This is a genomic window from Gemmata obscuriglobus, from assembly GCF_008065095.1.
Lineage (GTDB): Bacteria > Planctomycetota > Planctomycetia > Gemmatales > Gemmataceae > Gemmata > Gemmata obscuriglobus.
This window is the reverse complement of record NZ_CP042911.1, coordinates 4,014,722-4,026,195: the sequence shown is the minus strand read 5'-3', so window position 1 is coordinate 4,026,195 and position 11,474 is coordinate 4,014,722. Positions and strand designations below refer to the sequence as shown.

8 protein-coding genes are annotated in these 11,474 nt (G+C 65.4%); 5 read left to right on the top strand and 3 right to left on the bottom strand.

Going from position 1 to position 11,474, the window contains the following annotated elements; translation table 11 throughout:
• Positions 1-12 precede the first annotated feature (12 nt).
• Together GobsT_RS16760 and GobsT_RS16755 are read left to right on the top strand one after the other, a co-directional pair.
• Entirely contained in the window at positions 13-1,395 is a 1,383-nt protein-coding gene (locus GobsT_RS16760; RefSeq protein ID WP_109571051.1) for a DUF1501 domain-containing protein, read from the top strand.
• 16 nt (positions 1,396-1,411) lie between these two features.
• The gene (locus GobsT_RS16755; RefSeq protein WP_010038964.1) at positions 1,412-2,077 is read left to right on the top strand and encodes a 3-keto-disaccharide hydrolase; all 666 of its coding nucleotides are present in this window, start codon (positions 1,412-1,414) and stop codon (positions 2,075-2,077) included.
• A gap of 60 nt (positions 2,078-2,137) precedes the next feature.
• Here the strand turns inward: GobsT_RS16755 and GobsT_RS16750 are convergent, their stop codons facing one another.
• The 3 genes from GobsT_RS16750 to GobsT_RS16740 form a co-directional block, all read right to left on the bottom strand.
• Positions 2,138-3,772, bottom strand: a complete 1,635-nt coding sequence (locus GobsT_RS16750) for a sigma-70 family RNA polymerase sigma factor (protein WP_010038963.1) — start codon at positions 3,770-3,772, stop codon at positions 2,138-2,140.
• Positions 3,773-4,058: 286 nt separating this feature from the next.
• Entirely contained in the window at positions 4,059-5,381 is a 1,323-nt protein-coding gene (locus GobsT_RS16745; RefSeq protein WP_010038961.1) for a DUF1552 domain-containing protein, read from the bottom strand.
• 72 nt (positions 5,382-5,453) lie between these two features.
• Complete coding sequence (locus GobsT_RS16740; protein ID WP_010038957.1) at positions 5,454-7,790, bottom strand: DUF1592 domain-containing protein; 2,337 nt, start codon at positions 7,788-7,790, stop codon at positions 5,454-5,456.
• 219 nt (positions 7,791-8,009) lie between these two features.
• Between GobsT_RS16740 and GobsT_RS16735 the strand changes: the two genes are divergently transcribed.
• The 3 genes from GobsT_RS16735 to GobsT_RS16725 all read left to right on the top strand — a co-directional run bounded on the left by GobsT_RS16735 (position 8,010) and on the right by GobsT_RS16725 (position 11,247).
• Positions 8,010-8,939, top strand: a complete 930-nt coding sequence (locus GobsT_RS16735) for a 2-hydroxyacid dehydrogenase (protein ID WP_010038953.1) — start codon at positions 8,010-8,012, stop codon at positions 8,937-8,939.
• A 96-nt stretch (positions 8,940-9,035) separates the two neighbouring features.
• Positions 9,036-9,788, top strand: coding sequence for a hypothetical protein (locus GobsT_RS16730; RefSeq protein ID WP_148087767.1), 753 nt, complete (start codon positions 9,036-9,038; stop codon positions 9,786-9,788).
• A gap of 562 nt (positions 9,789-10,350) precedes the next feature.
• Positions 10,351-11,247: a sugar phosphate isomerase/epimerase family protein gene (locus GobsT_RS16725; protein WP_010038947.1), complete on the top strand. Its 897-nt coding sequence runs from the start codon at positions 10,351-10,353 to the stop codon at positions 11,245-11,247.
• Positions 11,248-11,474: the final 227 nt, after the last annotated feature.

Genomic DNA, 11,474 nt, shown 5'->3' with positions numbered 1-11,474 from the left:
GATAACGGAGGGATGCCCCGCGCACCCCACTCACCCGGCCCGTTCACGCTGTCGCGGCGCGACTGGCTCCGCATCGGCGTCCCGGCCGCGCTGGGATTTTCGGCCCCGCCGGCCGGCGCGAAACCCGCGGCTGCGGCGGCCGGATTCGGCCGCGCGAAATCGGTGGTGGTGGTCTTTACGAGCGGCGGGCAGAGCCAGCTCGACACCTGGGACCCGAAGCCGCACGCGCCCGAAGAGGTGCGCGGGACCTTCCGCAGCATCCAGACCGCGAACCCGGAACTGCGGGTGTGCGAGCACCTGCCGCGCATGGCCGCGCTGGCTGATCGGTACGCGATCGTGCGCTCGATGACCCACGACGACCTCGACCACGGGTCGGCGTGCTACCTCGCCCTCACCGGACAGTTTCACCCGCGCAAGTCCTCGAACCCGCCGCCCCGACCCACCGACTTCCCGGCTCTCGGAGCAGTATTCAAGCGCCTTCGTCCGGCGGTCGCGTTCCCGCACACGGCGGTTCACGTCAACGGCCCGCTGCTGGCCCCGATCGAAGTGGCCCCCGGGCAGTCCGGCGGGTTCCTGGGCCGCGGTTACGAGCCCGCGGAACTCGGCAACGTGACGGACACCGACCGGCTCGTCGAATCGCTGAACCTACCGGCCGACGTGCCCGCAGAGCGGCTCCAGGCGCGGCACGACCTGCTCGCCCGTCTCGACCCGGGAACGCGCGCGGACCCGCTCGCCCGAAAGGCGTTCGAGCTGGTGAACGCGCCACAGGTTCGAACCGCGCTCGACCTTGACCGCGAACCGGAGAAGCTGCGCGACCGCTACGGGCGGCACCGGTCGGGGCAGGCGTGCCTGATGGCCCGACGGCTGGTGGAAGCCGGCGTCCCGTGGATCACGGTATTCTTCAACCACGGCATCCGCGGCCAAGACGACCACCCCGATGACACCGACGCATACGGGTGGGACACCCACAACGACATCTTCGATTCGCTTCGCGCGCACCTGCTCCCGCGGTTCGACGCCAGCGTGTCCACGTTCCTCGAAGACCTGCGTACCCGCGGGCTGCTGGAAACGACGCTTGTGGTGGTGATGGGGGAGTTCGGCCGGGCGCCGCGGGTGGCACTGGAAAAGAACTTCGCGGGGTCGTCGCCGGGCCGCAAGCACTGGGGCGCGTGCTACTCGGTCCTACTCGCCGGGGCGGGCGTCACCCCGGGCGCGCTGGTCGGGAAGTCGGACCGGATCGCGGCGTACCCGCAGAGCGACCCGACCGCCCCGGGCGATCTCGCCGCCACAATGTTCCACGCCCTCGGCGTTCCCCCCGACGCGCACTACACCGACGCGAACGACCGCCCGTACCGGGCCGTCGCCGGTCAACCGATCAGCCGGCTGTTCGGCTAACAAACGGACCCCCCTCATGCGCTGGCTCTCCACGCTCGCAGTCTTCACCGCGTTCCTCGCCGTCGGCCCCGCGGCCGACAAGGACGGCTTCGCCCCCCTCTTCGACGGCAAGACGCTGGACGGCTGGACGTTCATCGTGAAGCCCGACAAGGACGGGAAGAAGGCAGACCCGAAAGGCACCTGGAGCGTCGTTGACGGCGCCGTCCGCTGCACCGGGAAGCCGAACGGCTGCATGGTCACGAAGGGCGAGTACGGCGATTACGTCCTGAAGCTGAAGTGGCGGTTCCTGGAGGGCAAGGGCGGGAACACCGGCGTGCTGCTCCACGTGCAGGACGAAAAGTACTGGCCCACGTCGATCGAGGCGCAACTCCTCACCGGGCACGCCGGCGACCTCTTCCTCAACACCCCGCCGGCCGTGAAACTCAACGTGGACAAGCAGCGCCACGACCCGAAGATCGAGCGCCGGTTCCTGCGGCTGGAAACGCCCGCCGATGTTGAGAAGAAGCTGGGCGAATGGAACGAGTGCGAGCTGACCTGCTCGGGCGGGGACATCACGTTCACGGTCAACGGCGTGAAGGTGAACGAGGGGAAAAACGGTAACCTGAAGAAGGGGCGAATCGCCCTCCAGTCGGAGGGCGTGGAGGTCCACTTCAAGGACATCGTCATCAAGAGCTTGAAATAACCCAGACCCGGTTCACTCCCGAGCACTCGCCCGGCGCCGCGACAGCGTCATACCGCGCAACTACTGTCGCGCAGGCGGGGGCGGAGGAGGGGGTGGGGCAATGTTTGCGAGCACGCGGGCGGCGTCCTGTTCTGAGCGAACGACGTGACTCGTCAGCACCCACAAGAGTTCGGGCATCGGCTCACTTTTCGCCGGCGCCTTCATCGGGTGAACCACGACGCCTGCCGTTGGTACCGGTGCCGCAGAGCGGAAAACTGCCGTCTGCCCGTCAGAAACTCGTGCGGTGGCCTGAAAATTGTGTATGTTCACACTGCCGAGTTCGAGGGGCAGATCGCCTCGTGGAGTGGGGGCGGCCAAACGGTCGAGAGACGTGGTTGAAGATACCGGGCGTTCGAGTTCGGTGTAAGCGCCCTCGATCCGGATGGTCACCTGCCCGTCGGCCTCAACAGTCGGCAATATCCGCAACTTGTGCCCCAGACTCACCGGCTCGGACTTCGCAACGTAAACCGTTTTCCCATCCCGTACCTCGCCTTCCAATCCTGTCACAACGGGGAGTTCCTGCCAAGCCCCAACGTGCCCCATTTGCCCGCTCTGAAGTTGCACCTGGGGCCGGAAGAGGATCTCAACCATCGGGTGATGGCGAAGGAGCGCCTTAAGCATGAGCGACTCGCGGGCCGTCAGCGTCACCCCGCTCGGGGCATCGGTCGTCAAGCCGATCTGCTCGCGGAACCCGGCCTGTACGCGCACGCACATCGCCTCAATGATCACTTGAGCCGACTTCGCTTTGCTAACCGGGGCCTTGTGCGCGCGGTTCTCGGGGGGCGGTTCAACCGTTTTCACCGGCGGCGGGGGCGCCGGTTCGGGGGGCCGGTTGTCCGCCAGAGCGAACCCGAACCCCACCAACCCCAGAGCAACCGTAGCCGCTCCCAGTAACAGCTTCCGTGCAGGCATCGTTGTCGTCACTCCTTTTGCCAGTGCGACCGGTGGCGAGGTGGACGCCACCGCACCGCCTGTCAGGAAATCGAACACCAGGCCGACCGTGCGACGGGTCAGGTCGTCGGGAACTACCGCCACAACAGTGCCGGTCCCGGTTACCAGCGCGGTCGCCACCATCGGCACCACGCCCCGGCGCTCCAGCCGCGCCCGCAAGACGGCTTTCGCCCGCTCCAGGTGCCGGCGAAGGGTGCGAGCGTCGCGACCGAGTTCCGCCGCCGCTTGTTCCTGCGTGCGCCCCTGAAGCATGCAAAGCACCATCGGCCCGCGCAGCGCCGCCGGGAGCCGCGCGAGTTCCTCGTCGAGCACCCGGAATTGGTCCGCGAGTTCGAGCGAGTCGTCCACGCACATCTCGGGGCGCAAATGGGCCGCCGCCGCTTCGTGCCGCACGCGCCGCTCGGCTCCCCGCCGCGTCTGTCGCGCCACGCGGCCCGCAACGCCGACCAGCCACCCGCCCAGCGCCCCTGCCGCTCGCGCCGCCGCGGTGCGAGTGGCCAGAACCAGGAACGTGGCCTGGAACGCATCGTCCGCGCCGGCCGCACCGGCCAACCGCCGACAGATCCGGTACACCACGGGACCGTGGCGGCGGACCAATTCTGCGAACGCGCTCTCGTCCCGGCTCTTGGTGAACCGGTCGAGTAGTTCCGCGTCGGTGGAAGGGACGTATCCGGCATGCCGGAGCAGGAGTAGGGGTACGGTCATCCGTGGAACCCGGGTCGGGGGCGAACGTCCTGATGTAATGAAATGCCCGCTCGGATCGGCGGGCGGACACGATTTTTCTGAACGCCTGCGCCGGACGGGGCTATGCACAGATTGAATCTGGCTGAGGGATTTCGGCGTGCGCTAACTGGGGTCGGATTAAATGGGTCCGAAATGCTGGCTTGTCCGCCACCGGTGAAGAAGTGACTGCGACCGGAACGCACACGGGCCGGGACATTCGTCCCGACCCGCGTTGCTCTTACTTCCGGTTCGTTTGGCGCGTTTCGACTCACACCAGACCGGTCAGGGCGCCGGCGGCGCAGTGGTTCGGGTTTCCGAACGCCTTGACGTGGTGCCCGAAGCCGTGCGCGAGCGACATCAGCAGCCGGTTGTGCGGCACCTTCGGGTACTTCAGCGACCGGCCCGTCTTGAAGTCCAGCCCGCCGCCCACCAGCACGAACGGGATGTTGTCCATCGTGTGCGAGTTGCCCTTGCCCAACTCGTTGGTCCACACGATCAGCGTGTTGTCGAGCAGCGACCCGTTCCCGCCGGGCTCCTTGGTCTCGCTCAGCCGCTTGGCCAGGTAGGCGACCTGCTCGCAGTACCACTTGTTGATCTTCACCAGCTTCTCTTGGGCCTTCTCGTTGCTGTCCGGCTCGTGCGACAGCTCGTGGTGCCCTTCGTTGATGTCCAGCCACTTCATCCGCGGCATGCCCACCGAGTTCGTGATCTGGAGCGACGCGACCCGGGCGAAGTCCGCGGCGAAGCTGTTCACCATCAGGTCGATCTGCGCCTTGGCGATCTTCGGCATGTTGTCGTTGTCGCGGCGCACGCCCGGTTCCAGTTGCGGAACCGCGTGGCCCACGGTCGCCACCGCTTTCTGCTCCTTCAGCTCTTTCTCCATCTCGCGGACGAACGCCGCGTGCTCGTCGAGCAGCTTCTTGTCGGCCGTTCCGACGCGGTCCCCGACCTTCTTGAGGTCATCCTTCACGATGTCCAGTACGCTGGCGAGCGCCTCGTTGTCCTTCGCGCGGCCGTAGAGTTTATTGAAGACCTGATACGGGTCGTCGATCGGCGCGATCGGTTTGTTGGCGCCGGCGTAGCTCCAGCGGGTCCAGGTGTCGGCGCGGTCCGGCACCATCACGCCGAGTTCGAGCGAGCCGAAGCGGGTCTTGGTGGCCGGGTCCTTTTGCAGGTAGTTGCGGATCTCCTGATCGATCGAGATGCCCTTTGCCCACCCCGCCGGCGTGTCGGAGCCGCCCTGCACGTTGCCCGGGTACAGTTCGATGCCGGTGAGCAGACACCCGATGCCGCGCATGTGGCCGTCGCCGTCGCCGCGGATCTTGTCACAGACCCCGTGCAGCGTGAGGAGTTGCTTCTTGAACGGCTCCAGCGGCTTGAGGATCTCCTTCAGCTTGAACTCCGACCCCTCTTCGTCGGGCCAGAAGTCCTTCGGGACGATCCCGTTCGGGCTGAAGACGAACACGATCCGCTGCTTCCGCTTGCCCTGGTTGGCGAAGCTGAGGCTCGGCAGGTTGAGCAGGAACGGCACGGCCGCGGCGCTGATTCCGAGGTCGCGCACGAACTCGCGCCGGTTGCGGGTCAGGGACATGCAAGGCTCCGCAGGTGGGATCGTATTCGGTGGTGTCGCCGGGCGGCGCGACGTGCTGTTCAGGGTGGCGGGCTACTTGGGCGGTTTATCGCCTGTCTTCGGCATAGCACCGATTACGGCGATTTCCACTATCAATTTTCGCACGTTCAGCCCGTTCGCGGCAAACATTTTCCGCAACTCTTCGGGTTTCGCAAGCCCGTAGGCCCGCACGGGCTGCTTCACAAAGTAATGGAACGCCTGCTGCGCGAAGGCGTAATGAGCCTCTTCGCTGCCGGCGACGAACTTCGCCAGTTCCTTCGCGCCGGTGAATTTTGCGGTGGAGCCCGCCCGGGTGTCGTACAGCCCGCTGGCGTCCACGGGCTTGTTGTTGTCCTTCTCGCGGAATTTTCCGACCGCGTCGAATTGTTCGAGGGAGAAACCGAGCGGGTTCATGACGGTGTGGCACCCGGCGCACGCCATCGGGCTGGTTTGCTTCAGCACCCGCTCGCGGGTGGTCAGGTTCGGGTGCAGGTCCGGGGCGAGCGGCGTGAACGCCTCCATCGGCGGCCGGATGGCGATGCCCAGCAGCCCGCGCCCGACGAACACCCCGCGGTGGATCGGCGAGGTCTCGGAGGCGTACGCGAGCGCCGCGAGGACATACGGGTGCGTCAGCACGCCGGCCCGCTTGTCGGTCTCGTGTTTCACCTTTTTGAACCCGGAATCGGCCGGCACGTTCGCGCCGTAGAACTTGGCGAGGCGCCCGTTCAGGTACAGCTCGTCCGCTAGGAGCAACTGCCGGAAGTCCGCGTTCGGGCTGCTCAGGAGGTCATCGAGCGACAGTTCCAGCGACGTGCGAAGGTCGGACGCGAGGTCGTGGTCAAACCCCGGGAACCGTTTCGCGTCCTTGGGCAGTTCCTTCACCTGGTCGAGTTTGAGCCACGTCAGCAGGAACTCGCGCATCTTGGCCTTCGCCCGCGGGTCGTTGAGCATCCGCTCGGCCTGCGCGCGCAGTTCGGTCGAGGTGCCGAGTTTGTTTTTGGCCGCGGCGTCCAACAGTTCCTTATCGGGCGGAGCGTCCCACAGCGAGAACGCGAGCCGCGACGCGGTGGCGTAAGGCGGTGAGGTGCCGTCGGCGTCGGGGTAGAGGAACCGCGGCGACTTCAGCACGACCAGCACCACCCGCTTCACCGCGAGTTCGAGGTCGCCCCCGGAGGCGTCGAACTGCCGGTCCACGAACAGGACCTTTTCGGGCTCCGAGAGGGGGCGGCGGAAGGCGCGCTCGGCGAACGTGCGGCAGAACGCCTTGAGCTTCGCGGCGCGGTCCGGGGCGTTCGGTTGCGCGCCGCTCAACTCGGGGAGCTTCGCGAGGACGTAGGCGGCGGTTTCGATCGCGCCTTCGGTGGTGGCCGCCTCCCACTCCTTCGAGATGGTGGCGCCGCGCTCCCAGCCGAGGCTCCTGTCATCAGGCGGGAAGGGGGACTCGATCACGGCCGCTTCGGGGAACTTCTGTGGTGTCAGGTAGCGCGTGGCGATGGGCTCGATCGTGCGGTTGGGCCGCTTCCAGTTGAGCGACACGAACGCGGGTTTCACCGGCGGGTTCGGGTTCGTCTTCGAGTCGTCCACGCCCTGTTTCGCTTTCGAGAACTCCAGGCGAATGGGGTACGCGCGACCGGCAAGCAGGTACACGCTCGTTTTGAACTCGGTGTCGTTGCCCGATTTCACCCAGGCGTCGATGGCCGGTTTCTTATTGTCGTTGACCCACAGGCGCAGCGCGTGGTCGGTTTTCACGACAAATTCGTATACGCCGGTTTCGGGCGCCCACACGGAGCCCTCCCAGCGGATGCAGAACGTGTGAGCGTCGAACTTCTCTTTGAGTTCAGCGTCGGCTTTGGGCGGTCCCTTGCCAAAGTCGAAGTTGACCTCGGGGTCGAGCCGGTCGATTTGGCGCTTGTTGTTCTGGAAGTTGCGCGCGTTGAAGTACTCGCCGCGGAGCCCCTGCCGCTCGTCCGGCTTCGGCGCCGCGGGCCGGAACCCCGCGAGCGTGTCGGCGATGCTGTTGCGGTACTGCTTCACCGTGAGGCGCGACAGCTCCACGCGCGGCGGGTTGAGCTTCGCCTGCGCGGTCGGCGAGTAGAAGGCGTCGTACATGTACTCCGCGACCCGGCGCGACTCGGCGGCGTCGAGCAGGTCGGGCGACCCCTCGGGCATCGTGTCGTCGATCACCTTGGCGAGCTGCGTCAGCGATTTGTCGCCCGTTAGCGGCACCGGGTAGGCTTTCGCGCCTTCGCCCTTGGCCCCGTGGCACTTCGCGCACATCTGGCGGTAGATCACCTCGCCGCTCTTTTCCTTTTTCTCCTGGGCGAACGCGGCCGGGTTCAGCGCCGCGAGCGCGAGGAGCGTGAGACCGAAGTGCGGGAGCGTGTGCGGCATGCGAGGGTGCCTGAAACGTGGCGCGGGCAGGGAGGATAAAATCAGTTTCGGTCGGCCGGGAGCGGAAGTCAAGCCAGCGGCCACCCGGGCACGCGCCCTCGGGCGCACAAGACAGCCGCGCCGCCGGGGGCTAAGAATGAGGTTTGTGCGTGCGGCCGGTCCTGCAAGGGCAAAGGTCTTGCAGCCAGGGGCGCGGGCCTGATTCTTTGAGGTTGTGTCATGTCGCTTCCCCGCGTTCTCGCCGACCTTCCGGTTTCGCAGACGGTACTCGATCTGCTAGGCGGGCTCGTCGAACTGGTGCCCTGGGACGCCGCGCCCGGGCGCGTGGACGCCGTCTACACCTACGGCCACCCGCCCGTGGGCGCGGAACTGATGGACCGCTTTCCGGACCTCAAGGTCATCAGCAACTTCGGCGTGGGCGTGGACCACATTGATGTGAGGGCCGCGGCCGAGCGAAGGATTCCGGTGGGCAACACGCCCGGCATCCTCGACGGGGCGACAGCGGACCTGGCGTTCGCACTGCTGCTGGCCGCGGGGCGGCGGGTGGTGGAGGGCGACCGGTACGCCCGCGGCCCGGCGTTCACGCACTACGACCCCTCGTTCATGCTGGGGCGTGAGGTCCACGGAAGCACCATCGGCATTTTCGGAATGGGGCGGATCGGGCGGCAGGTCGCGAAACGCGCGAACGGGTTCGGCATGAAGGTGCTGTACCACAACCGGAACCGGAGCGACGAGGCGGAAATCGTTCTCGGCGCGCGGTACGCGCCGAAGGACGAACTGCTCGCGACCGCGGACCACGTGGTCCTGACGCTCCCGCTCACCCCCGACACGCGCGGTTTCATCGGCGCCGCCGAACTCGCGCTCATGAAACCCACCGCGACGCTGGTGAACGTGGCCCGCGGGGCGGTGGTGGACAAGGACGCCCTTGCTGTCGCCCTTGCCGCGCGGCGTCTGTTCGCGGCGGCGCTGGACGTGACCGACCCGGAACCGCTGCCGCGCGACCACCCGCTGCTGAAACTCGACAACGTCGTCATTACGCCGCACCTGGGCAGTGCGACGGAGGAAACGCGGCGCCGGATGGCCGAATTGTCCGTTCAAAACCTGTTCGCCGGACTGGCTGGTAAACCGTTGATGTTCTCGGTGACGTGAATTGTCCGGTTCTGGGTGTCGTCCTGGTTTGCGAGAAATGTGCATCCTGTGGTCCCGAATAGCACCTAAGCTCGCCCTTTCCGAACGGAGGCTCGCATGTTTCGCTCAATGGCCGTCATGTCTGTGGCTGCCCTGGTGATCGCGCTCGCACCGGCGGCACGGGCCGCGGACGAGCCGAAGGACGTGATCGCGAAAGCGATCAAGGCGCACGGCGGCGAGGAACTGCTTACCAAGCAGAAGGCCGGGCAGACCAAATCGAAGGGCAAGCTCGACCTGCCCGGGGTGGGGGAGGTGGACTACAGCCAGGACGTCATGTACATGCTCCCGAACAAGTTCAAGGACCAAATGGAGCTGAAGGTGATGGGGCAGACGATCAACGTGCTGACCATCATCAACGGCGACAAGGTGACGCTCGAGGTGAACGGGAATGCCATCGATCAGACCGACAAGGTGAAGGACGCGGTCGCGGACATGGCGAACGTGATGGAGGCGGCGCGGCTGGTGAACCTCAAAGACAAGGCGTTCGAGCTGAGCACCATCGGCGAGGACAAGGTCGGGGACAAGAAGGTGGTGGGCGTGCGGGTCGCGAAGAAAGGGCAGAAGGACGTGAGCTTGTACTTCGACAAGGAGACCGGGCTGCTCGCGAAACTGGAGTTCCGCACCACCGACCAGGCCACCGGCAACGAGGTCACCGAGGAGCGGCTCCCGTCCGACTACGCGAAGAACAAGGACGGGGTGCTGGCCCCGCGGAAGATCGTTGTGAAGCGCGACGGCAAAGCGTTCCTGGACGCCGAAATCACCGAAACCAAGTATTTCGAAAAGCTCGACGACAGCGAATTCAAGAAGTGAACTGCCTAGCGGAGCGGGTGTTGAGTGCGTCGGGGACTCAACACCGAACGGCGCGCTCGACATCCCGCCATCTTTCACCGGAGGCGGCGTCACATCGACCCCCCGTAGTTTCCAGTTCGCGCGGTCTTGGCGATCGCGTGGGAAACCGGAGCACGCCGAGGCTAAACCTACCTGCGTCAGCAGGCGGGGGCACACACGTCACCGACTGGAAACGACTGGACACGGTCGCGGTGCCATCTGCTTGGCAGATGAGCCGCCGCGGCGGGGGCGCCGTTCGCCCTCGCCCGCGGCGCTGTAACGGGGGTTACAGCAGCCCAGTTGAGGTGCTGCTGGGGGCACAACGGGACACCCGCGGACGCTGCACTACCGGTTCGCTACCCGTTCGCGGTCGCGTTGCTACCACCGAATCGCGCCCTTAAAACCGGGAGAATGCTCCCGGACGAACAAAGATCAGGTCCAGATCGATCTGGTTGATTTTCCGCAACATGATTCTGCGATTGCGTTTGTGATTTGTTTGGCGGCGACTATTGCCTGAGCCTTGCAACGCGAAACAGACGAACTTATGCCGCTTCGCATCTCCGCGTTCCCGAAGTGCTACCTGGATGCCATCGCTGGCACGCGCACGATGACCGTCTTCGAGTGGATCGAGGCGGCCCGCACACTCGACTGTGACGGCCTCGAAATGTACGAGGGCTTCTTCACCTCTCTTGAGCCCGGTTACCTGGATTCCGTCGGTGAGGCCATCGCCCGGACGGGGCGTACGATGCCGATGCTGTGCTGCTCCCCGGACTTCACCAACCCCGACCCGGATGCCCGCAAGCGTGCGATCGAGAAAGAGGTCGAGATGGTGCGGGTGACGCGCCGGCTCGGCGGTCCGCGGGCCGTGTGTCGGGTGCTGAGCGGCCCCCGCTATCCGGAGGTTTCACGCGCTCAAGGGCTCGCGTGGGTGATCGAGTGCATCAACGCGGTGCTGCCGGTTGCGCGCGAGTGCGACGTGATTCTGGGGTTGGAGAACCACTATAAGGACGGGTTCTGGAAGTACCCCGAGTTCGCGCAAAAGAAGGACGTGTTCCTTGAACTTGTCAACGCGATCCCGGACCGCACGCATTTCGGCGTGCAGTACGACCCGTCCAACGCGATCGTGGCCGGTGACGACCCCGTGGAACTCCTGAAGGCCGTTGCCGACCGCGTCGTCAGCATGCACGCGAGCGACCGTTACTTGGCGGACGGTGCCACGCTCGACGACCTGCGCCAGACAGACGGCACCATCGGTTACTTCGACAAGCTGCGCCACGGCGTGACAGGGAAGGGGCTGAACGACTTCGAAACCATCTTCCGCATCCTGGCGGAACACAACTATCAGGGGTGGGTTAGTATCGAGGACGGGATGAACGGGATGGACGAAATGGCCGAGTCGCTGGCGTTCTTGCGCCGGGTCACGGCGCAGTATTTCCCATAAATCTAAGAAGAATGGCCACAAAAAAGCACAAAGGACACAAAAGCAAACCAAGACCCAGAAGCCACGGATCAACACAAAGAATGCCGATCAGAACCAAGAACAACTAGATCTGCTTTCTTGTGTTTATTCGTGTCGTCTGTGTGCATCTGTGGCTTCTGGGTCTTGGTTTGCTTTTGTGCCCTTTGTGCTTTTTTGTGGTCATTTTGCCTTCTGTTTTGAGATATTTC